19 protein-coding genes are annotated in these 20,530 nt (G+C 67.8%); 14 read left to right on the top strand and 5 right to left on the bottom strand.

What is annotated here, in order from left to right; genetic code table 11:
• Positions 1-54: 54 nt before the first annotated feature.
• Genes ACP2AH_RS17540 through ACP2AH_RS17530 form a run of 3 tightly spaced genes read left to right on the top strand, consistent with a single transcriptional unit; the run spans position 55 to position 2,752 of the window.
• Positions 55-744: a glutathione S-transferase family protein gene (locus ACP2AH_RS17540; protein ID WP_425106964.1), complete on the top strand. Its 690-nt coding sequence runs from the start codon at positions 55-57 to the stop codon at positions 742-744.
• Positions 720-1,895 carry a tRNA epoxyqueuosine(34) reductase QueG gene (gene queG / locus ACP2AH_RS17535; RefSeq protein WP_425106963.1) on the top strand — a complete coding sequence of 392 codons (1,176 nt, stop codon included), beginning with the start codon at positions 720-722 and terminating at the stop codon, positions 1,893-1,895. Before ACP2AH_RS17540 ends, queG begins: the two co-directional genes overlap by 25 nt.
• On the top strand, positions 1,892-2,752 hold the full coding sequence (locus ACP2AH_RS17530) for an NAD-dependent epimerase/dehydratase family protein (protein ID WP_425106962.1): 861 nt from the start codon (positions 1,892-1,894) through the stop codon (positions 2,750-2,752). The genes queG and ACP2AH_RS17530 overlap by 4 nt, the downstream gene beginning before the upstream one ends.
• On the opposite strand, the gene ACP2AH_RS17525 is transcribed toward ACP2AH_RS17530, so the two are convergent.
• Positions 2,701-3,450 (bottom strand): TetR/AcrR family transcriptional regulator, encoded by a 750-nt coding sequence (locus ACP2AH_RS17525; protein WP_425106961.1) that lies wholly within the window; start codon positions 3,448-3,450, stop codon positions 2,701-2,703. The two genes, ACP2AH_RS17530 and ACP2AH_RS17525, sit on opposite strands and share 52 nt — an antisense overlap.
• A 574-nt stretch (positions 3,451-4,024) precedes the next feature.
• On the opposite strand from ACP2AH_RS17525, the gene ACP2AH_RS17520 reads away from it, so the two are divergent.
• Complete coding sequence (locus ACP2AH_RS17520) at positions 4,025-5,908, top strand: potassium transporter Kup (RefSeq protein ID WP_425106960.1); 1,884 nt, start codon at positions 4,025-4,027, stop codon at positions 5,906-5,908.
• 177 nt (positions 5,909-6,085) lie between these two features.
• Positions 6,086-7,168: a UPF0104 family protein gene (locus tag ACP2AH_RS17515; RefSeq protein WP_425106959.1), complete on the top strand. Its 1,083-nt coding sequence runs from the start codon at positions 6,086-6,088 to the stop codon at positions 7,166-7,168.
• A 6-nt stretch (positions 7,169-7,174) separates the two neighbouring features.
• On the opposite strand, the gene ACP2AH_RS17510 is transcribed toward ACP2AH_RS17515, so the two are convergent.
• Both ACP2AH_RS17510 and ppk2 read right to left on the bottom strand, forming a co-directional pair.
• Positions 7,175-7,780 (bottom strand): hypothetical protein, encoded by a 606-nt coding sequence (locus tag ACP2AH_RS17510; RefSeq protein WP_425106958.1) that lies wholly within the window; start codon positions 7,778-7,780, stop codon positions 7,175-7,177.
• Between the two features lie 33 nt (positions 7,781-7,813).
• Complete coding sequence (gene ppk2 / locus ACP2AH_RS17505; protein ID WP_425106957.1) at positions 7,814-8,722, bottom strand: polyphosphate kinase 2; 909 nt, start codon at positions 8,720-8,722, stop codon at positions 7,814-7,816.
• 190 nt (positions 8,723-8,912) lie between these two features.
• On the opposite strand from ppk2, the gene ACP2AH_RS17500 reads away from it, so the two are divergent.
• The 7 genes from ACP2AH_RS17500 (at position 8,913) to phoB (ending at position 15,707) form a co-directional block, all read left to right on the top strand.
• On the top strand, positions 8,913-10,205 hold the full coding sequence (locus ACP2AH_RS17500; protein WP_425106956.1) for an ATP-binding protein: 1,293 nt from the start codon (positions 8,913-8,915) through the stop codon (positions 10,203-10,205).
• A 172-nt stretch (positions 10,206-10,377) separates the two neighbouring features.
• Positions 10,378-11,418 carry a phosphate ABC transporter substrate-binding protein PstS gene (gene pstS, locus ACP2AH_RS17495; protein WP_425106955.1) on the top strand — a complete coding sequence of 347 codons (1,041 nt, stop codon included), beginning with the start codon at positions 10,378-10,380 and terminating at the stop codon, positions 11,416-11,418.
• A 159-nt stretch (positions 11,419-11,577) separates the two neighbouring features.
• Positions 11,578-12,555, top strand: coding sequence for a phosphate ABC transporter permease subunit PstC (pstC, locus tag ACP2AH_RS17490; protein ID WP_421698802.1), 978 nt, complete (start codon positions 11,578-11,580; stop codon positions 12,553-12,555).
• A gap of 13 nt (positions 12,556-12,568) precedes the next feature.
• Positions 12,569-13,402, top strand: coding sequence for a phosphate ABC transporter permease PstA (gene pstA, locus ACP2AH_RS17485; RefSeq protein WP_425106954.1), 834 nt, complete (start codon positions 12,569-12,571; stop codon positions 13,400-13,402).
• A gap of 8 nt (positions 13,403-13,410) precedes the next feature.
• Complete coding sequence (gene pstB, locus ACP2AH_RS17480) at positions 13,411-14,232, top strand: phosphate ABC transporter ATP-binding protein PstB (protein ID WP_421698800.1); 822 nt, start codon at positions 13,411-13,413, stop codon at positions 14,230-14,232.
• A 25-nt stretch (positions 14,233-14,257) separates the two neighbouring features.
• Positions 14,258-14,971: a phosphate signaling complex protein PhoU gene (phoU, locus tag ACP2AH_RS17475; RefSeq protein WP_425106953.1), complete on the top strand. Its 714-nt coding sequence runs from the start codon at positions 14,258-14,260 to the stop codon at positions 14,969-14,971.
• Between the two features lie 34 nt (positions 14,972-15,005).
• Complete coding sequence (phoB, locus tag ACP2AH_RS17470; protein WP_018388729.1) at positions 15,006-15,707, top strand: phosphate regulon transcriptional regulator PhoB; 702 nt, start codon at positions 15,006-15,008, stop codon at positions 15,705-15,707.
• A 21-nt stretch (positions 15,708-15,728) separates the two neighbouring features.
• Here phoB and ACP2AH_RS17465 read toward each other — a convergent pair whose 3' ends face one another.
• Both ACP2AH_RS17465 and ACP2AH_RS17460 read right to left on the bottom strand, forming a co-directional pair.
• Entirely contained in the window at positions 15,729-16,826 is a 1,098-nt protein-coding gene (locus ACP2AH_RS17465; protein WP_425106952.1) for a bifunctional transcriptional activator/DNA repair enzyme AdaA, read from the bottom strand.
• A 50-nt stretch (positions 16,827-16,876) separates the two neighbouring features.
• Positions 16,877-18,253 carry a polyhydroxyalkanoate depolymerase gene (locus ACP2AH_RS17460; protein WP_425106951.1) on the bottom strand — a complete coding sequence of 459 codons (1,377 nt, stop codon included), beginning with the start codon at positions 18,251-18,253 and terminating at the stop codon, positions 16,877-16,879.
• Between the two features lie 191 nt (positions 18,254-18,444).
• Here ACP2AH_RS17460 and ACP2AH_RS17455 point away from each other — a divergent pair, with 191 nt between their 5' ends.
• Together ACP2AH_RS17455 and ACP2AH_RS17450 are read left to right on the top strand one after the other, a co-directional pair.
• A complete protein-coding gene (locus tag ACP2AH_RS17455) occupies positions 18,445-19,821 on the top strand; it encodes an ActS/PrrB/RegB family redox-sensitive histidine kinase (RefSeq protein WP_425106950.1) in 1,377 nt (458 codons plus the stop codon).
• A 117-nt stretch (positions 19,822-19,938) separates the two neighbouring features.
• The gene (locus ACP2AH_RS17450; protein WP_371348508.1) at positions 19,939-20,502 is read left to right on the top strand and encodes an ActR/PrrA/RegA family redox response regulator transcription factor; all 564 of its coding nucleotides are present in this window, start codon (positions 19,939-19,941) and stop codon (positions 20,500-20,502) included.
• The last annotated feature ends 28 nt before the right edge of the window (positions 20,503-20,530 follow it).

Genomic DNA, 20,530 nt, shown 5'->3' with positions numbered 1-20,530 from the left:
CTAGACCGATTTCAGGCGCCGCCCGCCCACGGTCCGCGACAACCCTCCCGGAACATGCAGCTTTATCACCACCCCTTCTGCGCCCATTCGCGACTCGTGCGTCTCGCCCTCAGCGAGATGGGCATCGAGCCCGAACTGATCGAAGAGAGGGTGTGGGAGCGCCGTCCGGAGTTTCTCATGCTCGATCCCGCCGGCGCGACGCCGGTGCTGGTGGAGGATGACGGCTTTGTGGTGCCGGGCATCGACCCCATCACCGAATATCTCGACGAGACGCGCGGCAGCGCGCTCGGGGCGCGGCGTCTGCTGCCGGTGCATATTGGCGAGCGGGTGGAGGTGCGCCGGCTCGCCTCCTGGTTCAACCACAAATTCTTCGCCGAAGTCTCCGAGCCGCTGGTGCGCGAGAAGGTGTACAAGCGCTACACCCCGCGCGAACTCGGCGGCGGCCCGCCTGATATGGCCACCATCCGCGCGGCGCGCTCCAATATCCGCTATCATCTGCAGTATATCGGCTGGCTGCTGAAGGCGCGGAACTGGCTCGCCGGCGACCGCATGACCTATGCCGATCTCGCCGCCGCCGCGCATATTTCCAGCGTCGACTATCTCGGCGACGTGCCCTGGGACGAAGATGAGGGAGCGAAGATCTGGTACGCCCGCATCAAGTCGCGTCCGTCGTTCCGGCCCCTGCTGGCGCTGACCATGGCCGGCATGCCGCCGGCGCCGTGCTACGCGGATCTGGATTTCTGACGCCGGAAGCGGCCAGGGACCACCTGTTCGCGCTGGCCCGCGCGGAAGGCTTCGACGCCATGGGCATCGCCGCCGCGAACGCCATCCCCCATGCCGGGCCGCGCCTCCATGAGTGGATCACGGAGGGCGCGCATGGCGAGATGGCGTGGATGCCGGAGACGGCCGAGCGTCGCGCTGCTCCGGCCAATATGTGGCCGGAGGTCGTCTCGCTGCTGATGCTGGGGCTGAATTACGGGCCGGACGAGGACCCGCGCGCCATCCTTTCCGCCCGCACGCGCGGGGCGATTTCCGTCTATGCCCGCGGCGACGATTATCACGAGCTGATCAAGGGCAAGCTCAAGCGCATCGCCTCGCGCTTCGTGCCCCGCGCCGGCGCGCCGGGCACGGTCGCCGTCAAGGTATTCGTCGACACCGCGCCGCTGATGGAAAAGCCGCTGGCGCAGGCGGCCGGGCTCGGCTGGCAGGGCAAGCACACCAATCTCGTCTCGCGCGACAAGGGCTCCTGGCTGTTCCTCGGCGCCATCGCCACCAATCTCGCGCTTCCCACTGACGCGCCGGAGGTCGACCATTGCGGTTCCTGCCGCGCCTGCCTCGACGCCTGCCCGACCCGCGCCTTTCCCGCGCCCTACCGCATCGATGCGCGCCGCTGCATCTCCTATCTCACCATCGAGCTGAAGGGCGCCATCCCGCGCGAATTGCGGCCGCTGGTCGGCAACCGCATCTATGGCTGCGACGATTGCCTCGCCGCCTGCCCGTGGAACAAATTCGCCGCGCTCGGCCGCGAAACGCGCCTCGCCGCGCGGGAGGAAAACCGCGCCCCAGCGCTGGCCGAACTGGCGCGGCTTGACGATGCGGCCTTCCGGGCGCGCTTCTCCAAGAGCCCGGTCAAGCGCATCGGCCGCGCCCGCTTCCTGCGCAACGTGCTGGTGGCGATCGGCAATTCCGGCGATGGGACCCTCGCGCCCGAAGCCGAGCGGCATCTTGGTGATAGCGATCCGCTGGTGCGCGGCGCGGCGGTGTGGGCCCTCGCCCGGCTGCTGCCGGCCGCCGCCTTCGCCGCCCTCAGCGCTGCCCATGCAGGTGAGGCGGACGCCGAGGTGCGGGCGGAATGGCAACTGGCCTTGATCGATTCAGCGGGAGAGCACGCATGACCCACACCCTGCTCTGTCTCGGGCATGGCTATTGTGCCCAGCGCTTTGTCGCCCTGCACGGCGCCTCCTTCGCCCGCCGCATCGGCACCAGCCGCACGGGCGACCCCTCCGCAGGGATGGAAATGCTGCGCTTCGACGGTGACGCCGCGCCGGCCTTGCTCGCCGCCGCCCGCGCGGCGGATGCGGTGCTGGTCTCCGCCGCGCCGGGGGAGGCGGGCGACCCGTTCCTCGGCCCGCTCGGCGCCGCGCTGGCAGAGGGGCAGGGGCCGCTGGTCTATCTCTCCACCATCGGCGTCTATGGCGATTCCGGCGGGGCGTGGATCGACGAGAGCGCCGCCACTGCCGCCGCCGCCCCGCGCGCCCGCCGCCGCATTGAAGCGGAAGCTGGCTGGCAGGCTCTCGGCCGCCGTGCCGGGCGCCCGGTGGCGGTGCTGCGGCTCGGCGGCATCTATGGTCCCGGCCGCAACGCACTGATCGACGTGGCGGACGGCACCGCGCGCTGCATCGAGCGTGAGGGCCAGGTGTTCAACCGCATCCATGTCGACGACATCGCCGGCGCCATCGCCGCCGCCGTGGCGCAGCGCTTCGACGGGGTGGTGAATGTGGTGGACGACGAACCCTCTCCCTCCTGCGCCCCGGTGCGCCAGGCCGCGCAGCTGCTCGGCGTCGCACCACCCGTGCCCGAGCGCTTCGAGGAGGCGTCCGCGCGCATGTCGCCGATGGCGCTGTCCTTCTGGGCCGATAACCGGCGGGTGCGCAATGAGCGGCTGCACGCCCTGCTCGGCGGGGCGCTGCGTTACCCGACCTATCGCGAGGGACTGTCGGCGCTAGCGACGACGGTGCCTGCCGGAGGGTAGGGTGCGAGGCGCGGGCCGGCGAAGGCGGCGAGGAACGACCCCACCATGTGGTTCACCACCTGAGCGGTGGCCGCCTCGTCCGGGCGGGAAGGGTCGCCGAACACCATCGGCATGATCAGCTTGCCCTGGCAGCCCAGCACGAACTGCCACGCCGCCATCTCCACATCGGCGATCGCGAGCTCGCCCTGCGCCATCTTCGCCCGCAGCCAGCCGGACAGCCGCAGCACGCCGGCTTCCTGCCCCGCTTCCAGATAGGCACGGCCGATGATCGGCAGTTTTTCGGCGACGCCGATCACCATCCGCACCGTGCGGATATGGGCGGGCTCGAGCATGGCCTCGATATAGCGGGAGGCGAGGGCGCGCAGCGTGGCTTCCGTGGGAGCATCGGGGTCGAGCTCGAAGCAGGCTTCCGCCGTGCGGCTGCATTCCTCCGTCACCAGCGCGGCGAACAGGTCTTCCTTGGACGCGAAATAGACATAGAGCGTGCCTTTGGAGACGCCGGCGACGCGGGCGATCTCGCCCATGCTGGCCCCGTCATAGCCGGAGGCGAGAAACACCTCGCGCGCGCCCCGCAGAATTTGCTCCCGTTTCGGCGCGGGGTGGGCGGATGCCGCTCCACCACCACCGGGCCCGACCGGCGTTCGGCCGGCGGCAGGCTGGGCACTCGTCTGGTGGGCGAAGTCCGGTAAGGCAGCCATGAACAATCAGTTCGGAGGAGCAATGAGGCGCGGTGTCTGCCGTACTGTGCGCGGCATAGACCCAGGCAGGCAAGCGATCCTAACACCGGCGACCGGTTGAAATCCACAATTGACCGAACGGTTCGGTCCGATATTGATCTAGCGGGTCGAACCGCTTAAGGATCGACGCGCCAGCCGCGCTGGTCCGAAGGAACCCGCAAGCCTTTGGACATGTCAGTTCCGCTGGTAGAGGGAGGAGGAATCAACCGCCCCCAGAATCCTCCTCCCTCGCCTTGGACCTCTACCGCCCGCGCTGAGTCACATTCGTGTGTGAACATGCAATGCGCGGCCCGACATGGGGGCCTGACGCCGCCCTGAAGGTGTTCACACAGCGCTTGGCGGCGATGGCGCGGCGGGGTATTGCTGCGGTGCCCCCGATGCCTCGGCATTGTTCTGCGTGAATCGGCCTTCATGCCCCGTTCCTTCGCCTCGCCTCCCGCGCCTATGCTCTCTGCCCGCCGCCGCATCGGTGAACGGCGAGACCCTGCCGTCTGTGCCGGCCGCGAGCATCACGGCCGCCGCGAAGGGGCGTTGCATGGCTGAGCGCCGCTCCGCCGGGCGCCGGGCGATCCCCTTCACCGCTGAGTTGGCAGCGCTCGGCGTCGTCTTCGGCGATATCGGCACCAGCCCGCTCTATGCCTTCAAGCAGGGGCTGAATGCGGTGGGTGGCCCTGCTGTGTCGGATGCCGACGTGCTGGGCCTGCTCTCGCTCATCAGCTGGGCGATCATTCTCTCCGTCACCCTCAAATACGTCATGCTGGTGCTGCGGGCCGACAATGACGGCGAAGGCGGCATATTGGCCCTCGTCACCCTGCTGGACCTGCACCGCTCCGCCACCGGCAAGCGCCTGTTCCTGCTCATCGCCGGCCTCGTCGGCGCGGCCATGCTCATCGGCGACGGCGTGCTCACCCCGGCGATTTCGGTTTTGTCGGCGATGGAGGGGCTGGAGGTGATCGCCCCCGAGCTCGACCATTGGATCGTCGCCGTCACCGTGCTGGTCATTCTGCTGGTCTTCATCTCCCAGCGCGCCGGCACCGAGCGCATCGGCGCGTTTTACGGCCCAGTGATGCTGACCTGGTTCCTGTCGCTGGCGGCGCTCGGCATTCACGGCATCGTCGAGGCGCCGCAGGTGCTGGCGGCGCTGGATCCGCGCCATGGCATCCTGCTGCTCGCCGACAATCCGATGCTCTCCGGGCTCATTCTCGGCGCCACCTTCCTGGCCGTTACCGGCGGCGAGGCGCTCTATGCCGATCTCGGCCATTTCGGCCGGCCGGTCATCACCCGCGCCTGGCTGTTCGTCGCCATGCCGTCCCTGCTGCTCAACTATTACGGCCAGGGCGCCCATGTGCTGGTGCACCGCGAATCCGTGCGCAACCCGTTCTACGATCTGGCGCCCGAAATGTTCGAGGTACCGCTGCTGATCCTCGCCGCGCTGGCGACGATCATCGCCTCGCAGGCCATCATCACCGGCGTGTTCTCGCTCGCCAAGCAGGCCATCGAGCTTGGCTACCTGCCGCCGATGCGCATCCGCTACACCAGCGAGCACAATGACCAGCACATCTATGTCGGCCGGCTGAACTGGATCATGATGGCGGCCTGCGCGGCCATCGTCGTCTCCTTCGGCTCCTCTGACCGTCTCGCCTCCGCCTATGGCATCGCCGTGGCGATGGCGATGGTCTCCACCACCTTCCTGTTCGTCGCCTATGTCCGCCGCCGCTGGCAATGGCCCTGGCCGGCCCTGGTGGCGCTCGCTGGCGGGCTGGGGGTGATCGACCTGTCCTTCGCCACCGCCAACCTCACCAAGCTGCATGATGGCGGCTGGCTGCCGGTCACCATCGCCGCGGTGGTGCTGGTGGTCATGGTGTCGTGGCGGCGCGGCATGGAAGGGGTGGGGCTGCAGCAGCGCCGCTTCACCGAGCCGCTGGACGATTTCGTCGCCAAGGGCCGCCCGGCGGGCTGCGCGGTGAGCCCGCGCACCGCCATTTTCCTCTCGCGCGGCGGCGCGATGACGCCGGTGGCGCTGGGGCGCCTGTCGGAACTGCTCAACGTGCAGTTCACCCGCGCCGTCATCGTCTCGGTGTGGGTCGCCTCGCGCCCGCGCGTGCCGGTGGACGAGCGGGTGCGTGTGCTGCCGCTCGACTCTGCCCATCTGCGCATCGATGTGCGCTTCGGCTATATGCAGCAGATCGACGTGCCGGCCGTGCTTGGCCCGGCGCTCTATGCCCAAGGCGTCGATCCCGACGACGCGGTCTATGTCATCGGTCACGAGCGTGTGATGCCGCCCGACGATATTCTGGGCGTGCGCGACGTGCTCGCCCATATCTTCGCCTTCCTCGCCCGCAATGCCGAACGCTCGGTCGACCGCTTCGGCCTGCCGCGCCCGCGTACCATCGAGATCGGCTATCCGGTTCGGCTGTGAACGGGTGGGGACGGGGCGTCACGGCCCGCGCGTCACGGCCGCGTCACATGTCCGGCGTCCTGTGGCGCCTGCCGGCGGGATGCGCTAATGCGACGCTTGGTCGACCGTGTTTCACAAGGCCGCCGGGTCTGCTAGGGCTGGCCGGCACACTGGCATAACAGCAGGGACGGAGACGCGATGAAGGGACTGAAGGCGATCGCCGGCTGGCTGCGTGCGCGGCTTGGCTGGCACACGCTCGGTCTGGTCGCGAGCCTCGTCATCATCGGCATCGCCGTCTTCGTGCTTTACCGGATGCTGCGCAACATCCGGCCCGCCGAGGTGCTGGAGGCGATCTCGGGCACGGACCCGTGGCGTATCGGGGTGGCGGCGCTGCTCGTGGCGGGGGCCTATTTCACCCTGACCTTCTATGACTGGTTCGCCCTGCGCACCATCGGCAAGCCGCATGTGCCCTATCGGGTCGCGGCGCTGGCCTCGTTCACCTCCTATTCCATCGGCCACAATATCGGTTTCTCCGCCTTCACCGGCGGCACGGTGCGCTACCGCATCTATTCCGCCCACGGGCTGGGCGCGGTGGACGTGGCCAAGCTCTGCTTCATCACCGGCCTCACCTTCTGGCTCGGCAACATCGCCATTCTCGGCCTCGGCGTCTCGGTCGAGCCTTGGGCGGCGAGCGCGGTGGACCACCTGCCGCCCTGGGTCAACCGGCTGATCGGCCTCTCTTTGCTCGCCGGCCTCGCCGCCTATGTCACCTGGGTGGGGCTCAAGCCGCGCCGCATCGGGGTCGGCAAGGGGCACTGGACGGTCACCCTGCCGGGGTGGAAGCTCACCCTGCTGCAGATCATCATCGGCATCATCGATCTCTCCTTCTGCGCCGCGGCCATGTATGTGCTGATGCCGGAAGAGCCCTTCATCGATCCGATCGCGCTCGGCGTGGTGTTCATCTCCGCCACGCTGCTCGGCTTCGCCAGCCATGCGCCCGGCGGGCTCGGCGTGTTCGACGCGGCGATGCTGGTGGCGCTGCCGCAATTCGAGACCGAGCCGCTGCTCGGCGCGCTGCTGCTGCTGCGGCTGCTCTATTACGTCACGCCCTTCGCCATCGCGCTGATCCTGATGGGCGCGCGCGAACTGATGATGAGCCGGCGCCGGCTCAATGCCACCAAGGGCATCTCGCCCGATCCGCTCGCCGCCCTGCCGGTGATCGAACCGGACGCCACGCCGGACGAGCCGTCCAAGCCGGAACGCCGCCGCGCCGCCGGCTGAGGGCGGTTAGCGGCCGAGCCCGGGCAGCAGGGCACGCATGCTGGGTGGAATCTTGCTCGGCTTCATGCCCTTCGGCAGGGCGAACGCCGCCGGGTCCTGGGGCGTGCGGGAGAGCTCGGTCACTTCGAACAGTACGACCGGCTTGCTGTTCATCTGCGTGGTGGTGCGCAGCACGATGCCATCGGCCGTGATGCAGCTTTCCACCGGCTGGTTCAGCGACGGCACTGGGAACCGCCACAGGTCGCACGCCTCGCCCAGCGCCTCACCCTTCCCCGCGCGCGTGCCCTGGCGCTTGGCGTCGGAAAAGGCGAAGCCGGGCGGCATGTCCGTCTCCACGGCGATGCGGTCCATGCCGGGCACGTCCACCATCACGATCACGCTGCTGGTGGGCAGATCAATGAGGCTGACCATGCCATTGGGCTGGCTGCCGCGCTCCACCTCGACCCGCACCTTGCCCTGGTGATGCGCCACGCTGAGTTCCACACCGGGCAGCGCACGCGCACGGGCGTGGTAATCCGCCGCGGGGGCGGGCATCGGGTCGGCGCTCGCGCCGCTGAGGTCGATGGACAGGCCGATGCCCAGCACGAGGCTGGCGATCCCATAATGGCGCATCAGGCGTCCTTCACACGGTCTTCGGCAGGCGATTCAGGATGAATGGCGCGCCAGAAAGGCGCGGCCGTCGAGCACGATGGCGGGATCGGGAATCCCGACAACGCCATCATCCCTGCCCTCATACGGAATTTGGGCGAGGATTTGACGAATAACGCCCAACCGTGCCCGCATTTTGTCGTTGCCCAGTACCACCGCCCACGGCACCGGGGAATGGCTTGCCGCGATCATGGCGTCGCGCGCCGCCGAGATCGCGTCCCAGCGCGCCGGGGCGGCGAGATCGACGGGGGAGAGCTTCCAGCGCTTGAGCGGGTCCTGGTGGCGCTCATGCAGGCGCAGCAGCTGCATTTCCCGCCCGATGTCGAGCCAGATCTTGAACAGGCGGATTCCGTCATCCACCAGCATCTTCTCGAAGGTGGGCACCTGTTCAAGGAAATGCGCGGTCTCCTGCGGCGTGCAGAAGCCCATGACGGGCTCGACCACGGCGCGGTTGTACCAGGAGCGGTCGAAGATCGCGATGTCGCCCCGGCGCGGCAGATGGGCGATGTAGCGCTGGAAATACCATTGCCCGGCTTCCGCTTCGGTTGGCTTGTCCAGTGCCACCACATGCACGAAGCGCGGGTTGAGATGCTGGGTCAGGCGGTGAATGGTGCCGCCCTTGCCCGCCGCGTCACGCCCCTCAAACACGATGACGATGCGTTCGCGCTGCGCCTTCACCCATTCCTGCAGTTTCAGCAGCTCGATCTGCAGCGCGTGCAACTCGGCCTCATAGGTCTTGCGCTTGGGCCGGTCGGTGTAGGGATAATCACCGCTGCCATAGGCATGCTCGGCGATAAGCGGCGGCAGTTCCGCCGCCTCCACCGAAAACCCCGCCACGGCGGCCGCGAGTTCCGCCTCTTCGCTCCCGGGTTTCAGCGCCTTGGGGGCGGCGGGCCGCTTCGTCATATGGAAGCCTTTCAACATGATCATAAGGGCAACGTGCCGAACTGCGGAAGGTTCGGGCCGGCGAGTCGCGATCATCGTCGGCCACGGCCGATTCGCCTTCCGATGCCGGCTCAGAAAGCATATCAGGAAAGCGCGGCGCGCCTTAAAGAGGGCGAACGCCGCGCCTTAACATGGGGCAGGAAGCGCGGGCATGGCCGTCAACGAGACGCGGCAACTGGCGGAAGAAACGCTGCGGGAACGCCTCGTCAGCGCCCGCTGGGTGCTTGCGGCGGCCGCGTTCGGCCTCGCCGGGGCGATCTGGGCCGGGACGATGACGCCGGGAGCCGGTCTCACCATCGGCCTGCTGGTCGCCTTCGCGGCCCTGCTGCCGACGCGCAAGCGCCCGGTGGCGGCGGCGCTCGCCCGTTTCGGTGGCGAGCCTCGGCCCTCGCCACGCGCCGAGGAACGGCTGCCGGCGCTGGTGCGTGCCCTGCCGGAAGCCGCGCTGCTGCTCGATGCGCGCGGCACCGTGCTGGCCGCCAACACCGCCGCGGTCGGCCTGCTGGCCAGCGTGCGCGTCGGCGACCCCGTCTCCTTCGCCGTGCGGGTGCCGGAGGTGCTGGAAGCGCTGCGGGCCTCGGTGGCCGACGGTACGGCCCGCCGCATCGAATTTGCCGAGCGCGTGCCGCTCGACCGCTGGCTGCGCGCCGATATCGTGCCGATCCGGCCCGGCCTGCTGCGCGACGGCGCGCCCATCGAGGCGGTGCTGCTCAGCTTCGTCGATCTCACGCCGCAGCGCCGGGTGGAGCAGATGCGGGTCGATTTCGTCGCCAATGCCAGCCATGAGCTGCGCACGCCGCTGGCCTCGCTGTCGGGCTTCATCGAGACGCTTCAGGGGCCGGCGCGCAACGACGCCAATGCCCGCGAGCGTTTTCTCAAGATCATGAACGAGCAGGCGCGGCGCATGTCGCGGCTGATCGATGACCTGCTGTCGCTCTCGCGCATCGAGCTGAACGCGCATCTGCGGCCGGAGGCGGCGGTGGATCTCGCGGCCGTGGTCGGCCATGTGCGCGAGGCGCTCGCCCCGCTCGGCCGCGAACGCGGCGTGGACATCCTGTTCACCCCGCCGGCCGAGCCGGTGGAGGTGCGCGGCGACCGTGACGAGCTGATCCGGGTGTTCGAGAACCTGGTGGAGAACGCGCTGAAATATGGCGGCACCGGCGGGCGGGTCGAGATCACCCTCGCGCGCGAGGGCACGGATGCGGTGGCGACGGTGCGCGATTACGGCCCCGGCATCGCCCCCGAGCATGTGCCGCGCCTGACCGAGCGCTTCTACCGCGTCGACACCGCCCATTCGCGCGAGCAGGGCGGCACCGGGCTTGGCCTTGCCATCGTCAAGCACATCGTCGCCCGCCATCGCGGCAAGATGGGCATCGAGAGCACCCCGGGCGTCGGCTCGACATTCTCCGTGCGTTTGTCGACGGCGTCGGCGCCGAAGCGATAAGTTCAATATTTTCAGTAATTTGAACTGTCATCAAGGCTTCATCGAAGGGTCATAGAACCTTGGTGCCCGGGCGGTAAGACTCCCGAGTGAACTGTCCACCGCCCTTCGGCCAATCGGGCAGGCCGGCGTCGTTCGGCCAGGCTGCCCATCTCCCGACCTAAGGAGAAGACCCTTGAAATTCACCCATCTGCTCGGCGCTGCTGCGCTGTCGTTCGGCGCTCTGGTTTCCGGCGCCGCCTTCGCCGCTGACATCAACGGCGCCGGCGCCTCCTTCCCGGCTCCGGTCTATCAGGCCTGGGCTGCGGCCTATAAGGAGAAGACGGGCACCGGCCTCAACTATCAGTCGATCGGTTCCGGCGGTGGTCAGAACCAGATCGTCAACCGCACCGTCGATTTCGGCGCCTCCGACGCGCCGATGAAGGACGACAAGCTCGAATCCGCCAACCTGCTGCAGTTCCCGACCGTGATCGGCTCGGTGGTCGCCATCGTCAATCTCGGCGACGACCATGCTCTGACCCTCGACGGCGCCACCATCGCCGACATCTACCAGGGCAAGATCACCAAGTGGAACGACCCGAAGATCGCCGCCCTGAACAAGGGTGCGACGCTTCCCGACATCGCCGTCGTGCCGGTCTATCGTTCGGACTCCTCGGGCACGTCCTTCGTGTTCACCTCCTACCTCGCCGCCACCAATGCCGACTGGAAGTCGAACATCGGCGCGGCGACCTCGGTCCAGTGGCCGGTCGGCGCGGGCGCCAAGGGCAATGAAGGCGTTGCCGGCACCGTGAAGAACACCAAGGGCGCCATCGGCTACGTCGAGTTCATCTACGCCGCCGCCAACAAGCTCGCCACCACCGACCTCGTCAACAAGGCCGGCAAGGTCGTGAAGCCCGAGACCAAGGCGTTCGTCGAAGCCGCCGCTGCCGCCGACTGGAAGGGCGCGAAGAACTTCGCCGCCTCGATGATCGACACCGCTGGCGAAGGCGCCTGGCCGATCACCTCCGCCACCTTCATCCTGCTGCCGAAGAACCCGACCAATGCTGCGCAGTCGGCGGAAGTCATCAAGTTCTTCGACTGGGCCTATGGTGCGGAAGGCGACGCCATCGCCGAGAAGCTCCACTACATCCCGCTCCCGGACGCCGTCGTCACCGACATCAAGAAGGCCTGGGCGAGCGACGTGAAGGCCGACGGCAAGGCCGTCTGGACCAACTGATCCTGAACCGCACTTGGAAGAGGCGGCCCCTGGCCGCCTCTTCTCGTCTGCTCCGGCCAGCGGTACTCTGCCGCGTCGACACCTGTTCCGTCCCAGTAGTCCGCCGCCCCTCCGCCGATCGCGGCTCAGGGTGACAAGGCGCTCCAAGGATCACACGACATGGATGCCACTCTCAGCGGAAGGCAGGCGGAGGCCGGCCTGATCGCGGCGCATAAGCCGACGGGCCGCGTAAGCGACCCGGTTTTCGTCGGCATTCTCTGGGCCAGCGGCATTCTCGTGCTGCTGCTGCTCGGCCTCATCATCGCGATGCTGTTCAAGGGCGGCCTGCCGGCCCTGCAGGAATTCGGCATCTCCTTCCTGTGGTCGACCAAATGGAACCCGGTGACCGAGGTGTTCGGCGCGGGCGTGATGGTGTTCGGCACCGTCTTCAGCGCGGTCATCGCGGTGATCATCGCCCTGCCGCTGTCCTTCGGCATCGCCTTCTTCCTCACCGAGATCGCCCCCGGCCCGCTGCGCCGGCCGATCGGTGTCGCGATCCAGCTGCTCGCCGCGATCCCGTCGATCATCTACGGCATGTGGGGCTTCTTCGTCATCGTGCCGCTGATGGCCGCCTATGTTCAGCCGCCGCTGATCGAATGGCTCGGCCCGCTGCCGGTGATCGGCGCGCTGTTCCAGGGCCCGCCGCTCGGCGCGGGCATGCTCACCGCCGGCCTGATCATGGCGATCATGATCCTGCCCTTCATCACCGCCATGTTCGTCGAGGTGCTGGAATCGGTGCCGCCGATGATCAAGGAATCCGCCTACGGCGTCGGCGCCACCACTTATGAGGTCTACCGCAACGTCTCGGTGCCCTATGGCCGCACCGCCATGGTCGGCGCCGTCATGCTCGGCCTCGGCCGCGCGCTGGGCGAGACCATGGCCGTGACCTTCGTCATCGGCAACGCCACGCGCATGTCGGCCTCGCTCTTCGCCCCCGGCGCCACCATCGCCTCCACCATCGCCAACGAGTTTCCCGAAGCCTCCACCGGCTCGCTGAAACTCCAGTCGCTGCTGGAACTGGGCTTCATCCTGTTCGTGATTTCGTTCATCGTGCTCGCGCTTTCGCGCCTGCTCGTCCGGTCCCGGCTCAAGGGCTGAGGGAGAGACACACATGGCATCCCTCGCCCGCCGCCGCGCGACCGACTACACGGTCAAGCTCATCAGCACCGGCTTCGCCGTGCTCTCGCTCATCCTGCTCGCCTGGATCCTGTGGACCCTGGTGATCCGCGGCCTGCCCGCGCTCGGCCCGCACGTCTTCACCAAGATCACCGCGCCGCCCGGCGCCGGGGGCGGCCTGCTCAACGCCATCGTCGGCTCGCTGATCCAGATCAGCGTCGCGCTCATCATCGGCACCCCCATCGGCCTGATGTGCGGCACCTTCCTCGCCGAAAACGGCCGCGGAACCCAGGTCGCTAACGCGGTGCGCTTCGTCAATGACGTGCTGCTCTCGGCGCCGTCGATCCTCATCGGCCTGTTCGTCTACCAGCTGCTGGTGGTGCCGTTCGGCGGCTTCTCCGGCTGGGCGGGCTCCATCGCCCTGGCAATCATCATCATTCCGGTCGTGGTGCGCACCACGGAGGACATGCTGAACCTGGTGCCGATCGGCCTGCGCGAAGCGGCCTTCGCCCTCGGCGCGCCGCAGTGGAAGGTGGTCACCTTCGTCACCTGGCGCGCGGCCCGGGCGGGCATCGTCACCGGCATCCTACTCGCCGTCGCCCGCGCCGCCGGCGAGACCGCGCCGCTGCTGTTCACCTCGCTCGGCAATAATGGCTGGTCGATCAGCCTGAACGCGCCGATGGCCAGCCTGCCGATCGCCATCTATCAATATGCCGCCAGCCCGTTCGAGGACTGGGTCGCGCTGGCCTGGGCGGGCGCCCTGCTCATCACCGTCGGGGTTCTGACCCTGAACATCCTTTCCCGCCTCGTCCTGGCGAAGATGAAGTGAGACGGACCATGAATTTCGCACCTGAAACGTCGATCGACATCGCCTCCGCCGTCAACCGCGCCACTGCGCCGTCGGCCGAACCCAAGATCAAGGTCGAGAAGCTGAACTTCTTCTACGGCGACAATCACGCGCTGAAGAACATCAATTTCGAGATCCCGGAAAAGCGCGTCACCGCGATGATCGGGCCTTCCGGCTGCGGCAAGTCCACGCTGCTGCGCATCTTCAACCGTATGTACCAGCTCTATCCGGGCCAGCGCGCGGAAGGGAAGATCCTGTTCGACGGCGCCGACCTGCTGAGCAAGGATCTCGATTCCACCGTCGTGCGCTCGCGCATCGGCATGGTGTTCCAGAAGCCGACGCCGTTCCCGATGTCGATCTATGACAACATCGCTTTCGGCGTGAAGCTGCATGAGCGCCTGTCCAAGGCGCAGATGGACGAGCGCGTCGAATGGTGCCTGCGCAAGGCGGCGATCTGGGAAGAGACCAAGGACCGCCTGCACACCTCGGCGCTCGGCATGTCGGGCGGCCAGCAGCAGCGCCTGTGCATCGCCCGCACCATCGCCGTGCGGCCGGAAGTGATCCTGCTCGACGAGCCCACCTCGGCGCTCGACCCGATCTCGACCTCGAAGATCGAGGACCTGATCGACGAGCTGAAGCAGGAATTCACCATCGTCATCGTGACGCACAACATGCAGCAGGCGGCGCGCTGCGCCGACATCACCTCCTTCTTCTATCTCGGCGAGCTCATCGAGGTCGCCGCCTCGAACGAGATCTTCACCAACCCGCGCGAAGCCCGCACCCGCGACTACATCACCGGCCGCTTCGGCTGAGCCCGCGACGAGAGAGGCCTGCCCCATGACCGAACATATCGTCTCGTCATTCGATACCGACCTGAAGGAACTCGGCCGCCGTGTGGTCGAAATGGGCGGACAGTCGGAGCGCCTGGTCGCCGATTCCGTGCAGGCGCTGGTCAAGCGCGACACCGAGCTGGCGCAGAAGGTGATCGTGCTCGACGGGCCGGTCGATCTGCTGCAGCGGGAGATCGAGGAAAAGGCGGTGCTCATCATCGCCCGTCGCCAGCCGCTCGCCGGCGATCTGCGCGAGATCGTCGCCGCCATGCGCATCGCCAACGATCTTGAGCGCATCGGCGACCTTGCCAAGAACACCGCCAAGCGCGTGCTCGCCCTCACCGGCGAATTTCACCCGCAGAAGCTGGTGCGCGGCGTGGAGCACATGTCCACCATCGTGCTCGAACAGCTGAAAGTGGTGCTCGATGCCTATGCCACGCGCGATCAGGCGCGGGCGCTGGAAGTCTGGCAGCGCGATGGCGAGGTCGATGTGCTCTACACCTCGCTGTTCCGCGAGCTCCTCACCTATATGATGGAGGACCCGCGCAACATCTCGCTATGCACGCATCTGTTGTTCTGCGCCAAGAACATCGAGCGCATCGGCGACCACGCCACCAACGTGGCCGAAACCATTCATTATCTTGTCACCGGCCAACTGCTCACCGAGGAGCGGCCGAAGCAGGATACCAGCAGCCTGACCAGCGTCGCGTTCCCGGCCTGACGCCAGCGACCCGCGAACGCTCGGGGACGACATCATGCCCACCAACATACTGATCGTGGAGGATGAGGAGCCCCTCACCCTCCTGCTCCGCTACAATCTCGAATCCGAAGGCTATTCGGTCGATAATGTCGGGCGGGGCGACGAGGCGGAAACCCGGCTGCGCGAGAGCGTGCCGGACCTCCTGATCCTCGACTGGATGCTGCCGGGCCTTTCCGGCATCGAGCTGTGCCGGCGCCTGCGCGCCCGGCCGGAAACCGAGCGCATGCCGATCCTCATGCTCACCGCCCGCGGCGAGGAGACCGAGCGCGTGCGCGGGCTCGCCACTGGCGCGGACGACTATGTGGTGAAGCCCTTCTCGGTGCCGGAGCTGGTGGCGCGGGTACGGGCGCTGCTGCGCCGGGCCAAGCCCGAGCACATCTCCACCCTGCTGCGGGCCGGCGACATCGAGCTCGACCGCGAAACCAAGCGCGTCCACCGCGCCGGCCGCGAGCTGCATCTCGGCCCCACCGAGTTCCGGCTGCTGGAATTCCTCATGCAGTCGCCGGGCCGCGTCTATTCGCGCGAACAGCTGCTCGACGGCGTGTGGGGGCAGGATGTCTATATCGACGAGCGCACGGTCGACGTGCATGTCGGCCGCCTGCGCAAGGCGCTGAACCGCCCGCGCCAGCCGGACCCGATCCGCACCGTGCGCGGCTCCGGCTATTCCTTCAACGAGATGTTCGCCCGCGCGCATTGAGCGCGCGGAACACCCGCCGCGTCACCCCGCCGCTGCGGCGGGCGTCCGGTAATGGCTCTCGATTTCCAGCAGGCGCTGCTTGCGCCACAGCCCGCCGCCATAGCCGGTGAGGGCGCCATCGGTGCCGATGACGCGGTGGCAGGGAATGATCAGCGCCAGCTGGTTGGCGCCATTGGCCCGGGCCACGGCGCGGATCGCCGTCGGCGCGCCGATCCGCCGGGCGATGTCGGCATAGCTCGCCGTCGCCCCGGCCGGTATGCGCCGCAGCTCCGCCCAGACGGCGCGGGTGAAGGCGCTGCCGTCGAGCGCGACAGGCGTGGCAAACGCCGCCGACCGGCCGGCGAAATAGGCGCTGAGTTCGCGGCGGATGCTCTCTGTCGGCGGGTGGCTGCCGATCCCAAGCTCCCCCTTCACCCCCTTGCGCAGCCGGGCGATCTCCGCCGGCAGGCCGCGGCGCTCGACGAACTCCAGTAGATGCAGATGGGTGGTGCTGGAAATGGCGATCATGTCGCCGAGCGGCGTGCCGATCCAGTCGGCGAGCAGCCGGCCCTCGCCGGCGATCTCGCCCGGCGCGCAGCCGATCAGCCGGGCGAAGGCGGCGCGGAAGGCGCTGGCCGACTGAAAGCCGGCCTCCTGCTGCGCGGCGATGACCGATCCGCCGAGCGCCAGCGTCTCGAAGCCCTCGCGCAGCCGGCGGTGGCGCGCCATGTCGAGGAACGTCATGCCGAAATGCCGCTTGAAGGCGCGGCGGACGGTGGAGAGGTCATAGCCCATGCGGGTGATGTCCTCCTCGCCGAAGCGATAGGCCGGGCGCGCGTCCAGCGCGGCGAGCAGCGCGGCGATCATCGGCTCCGCCTCGGCGGCCGGCCGCAGCGGATGGCAGCGCTTGCAGGGGCGGAAGCCGGCTTCGATGCAGGCGCCGATGGTCGGGCGAAAGCTGCAATTTTCGATCAGCGGCTTGCGCGCCGGACAGGTGAGCCGGCAAAATATGCCAGTCGTGGCGACGCAGACATAGGCGCGCCCTTCATAGCGCGCGTCGCGCGCGAGCAGCGCCTCATACAGCGTGGCCGCATCCGGCAAGGTTAGGTCGAACGGATCGTGGGTGGCATCGGTCAGCATGGGCCGACGCTAGCATCGCGCCGCCTCCCGTGCCGCCGGAAAACGGGCGCTTATTCTCCGCCCGTCCCGCTGCCGCCCTCGGGCCGGTTGTGGCCCTTTTTCGGCCAGTTGTGCGAGAGCACGAAATCGGAAATGCGCGGGGCGATTTCGGCACGGAAGCGCGAGCCGTTGAACACCCCGTAATGGCCGACGGTCGGCTGGAGGTAATGCGCCTTCATGTCGTCCGGCAGGCCGGAACACAGCGTCTGCGCCGCGCGGGTCTGGCCGATGCCGGAAATGTCGTCATTCTCGCCTTCGACGGTGAGCAGGGCGACATTGCGGATCTTCGACGGGTCGACCCTGGCGCCGCGATGGGTCATCCGCCCGCGCGGCAGCGCGTGGTCGATGAACACGGTCTGCAGTGTCTGCAGGTAATATTCCGCCGGCAAATCCATGACCGAGAGATATTCGTCGTAGAACTCGCGGTGCTTGGCGGCGGAATCGCCGTCGCCCTTGACGAGATGGCCGAACATGTCGGCATGCGCCTTCAGATGGCGCTCCAGATTCATCGCCATAAAGCCGTGCAACTGCAGGAAGCCGGGATAGACCTGCCGCATCACCCCGGCATTGGGCCAGGGCACGGTGGTGATGACATTGCGCTGGAACCAGTCGATGCCGCGCTCCTCGGCGAAATGGTTCACCGCCGTCGGGCTCTCGCGCGTGTCGATCGGCCCGCCCATCAGCACCATGGAGGCGGGGACATCCGGGTCGCCCAGTTCCTCCATCCGCGCCACGGCGGCCAGCACCGGCACCGCCGGCTGACAGACGGCGAGCGCATGCACCCCGCCGCCGAGATGGTGGAAGATGTCGATGACGTAGTCGATATAGTCGTCGAGGCTGAACGGCCCCTCCGACACCGGTACATTGCGCGCATCGACCCAGTCGGTGATGTAGACATCGTGATTGGTCAGCAGCGTCTGCACCGTGCCGCGCAGCAGCGTCGCGTAATGGCCGGACAGCGGCGCGACGATCACCATGCGCGGCTGCGGGCGGCGCGGCTTGTGCGCGAAGTCGCGGCGGAAATGCAGCAGCTTGCAGAAGGGCCGCTCCCACACCGTCTCGATGGTGACGGGAACGCTGACGCCGCCAACGTTGACCTCGTCAATGCCCCATTCCGGCTTGCCGTAGCGCCGGGTCGTGCGCTCGAACATTTCCAGCGAGGCCGACATGGTCTTGCCGAAGCCGGTATGGCTGAGCGGATTGGCCGGGTTGCGGTAGAACAGCCGTCCGGCATCGGCCATGATGCGCAGCGGGTCGAGCGCCGCGTGGCCGAGTTCGAACATCCAGTACATAGGCCGCGTCAGCGCCGAGGCGGCTTCCAGCGTCACCTCGGGCGAGGCCACCGCTTCCGTCGCATCAGGCACATCGCCGAAAACGCCGATTGCCATGCTGTCCTCCGTCGTCCGCGCCTGTTTGGTACCGTCCCCGTGATCGGTCCTGGCCGGCCGTTCTTGTGCATTGCAGCATAAATAGGCTCTTTCACGCCCGCGTCAACGCGGCTCCACTCTCGCATGACAGCTTCACGAAAGGTTATAGAAAGTCGCGTCCCTCCGCGAAGGGGGCGCGAAGGGGCCTTTTCATGTCGCTTTCCCTCGATCATCCCATCGGCGAACGCTTTTTCGGCCTGCGGCTGGATACGCTGATCCGCCTGCGCTGGCTGGCGATTTCCGGCCAGACGGTCGCCATCGTCGTGGTGCAGTGGCTGCTCGGCTTCTCGCTGCCGATCGGCGCCAGCCTCGCCGTGGTGGCGCTGTCCGCCTGGCTCAATCTGGCGCTGAGGCTGCGCAATCCCGGCGCCCGGCGCCTGTCGGATGTCGAGGCGGCCTGGCTGCTCGCCTATGACATTCTGCAACTCGCCGCCCTGCTGTTCCTCACCGGCGGGCTGTCCAATCCCTTCGCGCTACTGTTTCTCGCCCCGGTTCTGATTTCGGCGACGGCGCTGTCGCCGCGCACCACCATCTTGCTCGGCGTGCTGGCGGCGGCCTGCGCCGGGCTGGTCGGCTTCTGGCACATGCCGCTGCCCTGGGCCGCGAATGGCGCGCTCGGCGAGGTACCGGAACTGCCGACGCTCTATCTCGTCGGCATCTGGCTGGGGCTCGCCATCGCCATCGCCTTCATGGGCGTGCATGCCTGGCGGGTGGCGGAGGAAACGCGCGAACTCTCCGAGGCGCTGGCAGCGACCGAGCTGGTGCTGGCACGCGAGCAGCACCTCTCCGCGCTCGACGGACTGGCGGCGGCGGCGGCGCATGAGCTTGGCACGCCGCTCGCCACCATCACCGTGGTGGCGAAGGAACTGGCACGTTCGCTGCCGCCCGACAGCCCGCTGAGCGAGGACATCAAGCTGGTAAGCGAGCAGGCGGAACGCTGCCGCGCCATTCTGCGCCGGCTGACCACGCTCGATTCCGGCGAGGCGCCGTTCGACCGCATGCCGATCTCGCACCTGCTGGAAGATGTGGTGGCGCCGCACCGCAATTTCGGCATCACCATCGCCGTCACCCTGCCCAATGGCGCGCCGGGCGAGCCGATCATCGCCCGCAATCCCGGCCTGCTCTATGGCCTCGGCAACATCGTCGAGAACGCCGTCGATTTCGCCGAGAGCCGCGTCAACATCGTCGCCAGCTGGAGCGAGGACGAGGTGACGATCTCCGTCACCGATGACGGGCCGGGCTTTCCCATCGAATTGCTGGACAGCATCGGCGCCCCCTATGTCACCAGCCGCGGCCGCAACCGCTGGAAACGCGGCACGGAAAGCGATGGCGAGGACCAGAACGGCCTCGGCCTCGGCGTGTTCATCGCCAAGACGCTGCTGGAGCGCACCGGCGCCGCCCTCACCTTCGTCAACCGGCCGCCACCGGCGCATGGCGCCTCCGTCGGCGTGCGCTGGCCGCGCGGGTTGATCGACATATCAGGCGATCGTGAAGTCGAGGGTGAGACCGGGGTACCCGCCCGCCCGTAGAAGGGGTTGCGACATTTTGATCTCGCTGCCCATGGGGTATAAGCTCGATCAAAAGTCGAATTGGCGACGCAGCGCCGCGCGGGTTCGCCCGCGCGTGATGGGGCCGCAGCCGGCACAATGGAAAGCGTTGAGATGCTCGATACCGCCATGGAACCGCAGGACCGCACGCTGCTCATCGTCGATGACGACCGGCCGTTTCTGCAGCGCCTCGCGCGGGCGATGGAAACCCGCGGCTTCATGGTGACCACGGCCGAGACCGTGGCCGACGGCCTCGCCAGCGTCGAAGGCAGCGCGCCCGCCTATGCCGTGGTCGACATGCGGCTCGGCGACGGCAACGGCCTCGACGTGATTTCCGCCCTGAAGCGCCGGCGGCCGGAAGCGCGCGGCATCATCCTCACCGGCTATGGCAACATCGCCACCGCCGTGAACGCGGTGAAGATCGGCGCCGTCGATTATCTCGCCAAGCCGGCCGATGCCGACGATATCTGCGCCGCCCTCAACGCCCAGGGCGACTACAAGCCCCAGCTGCCGGAAAACCCGATGTCCGCGGACCGGGTGCGCTGGGAGCACATTCAGCGCGTCTATGAGCTGTGCGGCCGCAATGTCTCGGAAACCGCCCGGCGTCTGTCAATGCACCGCCGCACGCTCCAGCGCATCCTCGCCAAACGCGCGCCGCGCTGACGCGGGCCATCGCGGCGGTCTACGCAAA

It is taken from the genome of Ancylobacter sp. (genome assembly GCF_965249975.1).
In the GTDB taxonomy this organism is placed as follows: Bacteria; Pseudomonadota; Alphaproteobacteria; order Rhizobiales; family Xanthobacteraceae; genus Ancylobacter.
Note: the sequence above shows the minus strand (reverse complement) of the source record. Positions and strands in the feature narration are given on the sequence as shown.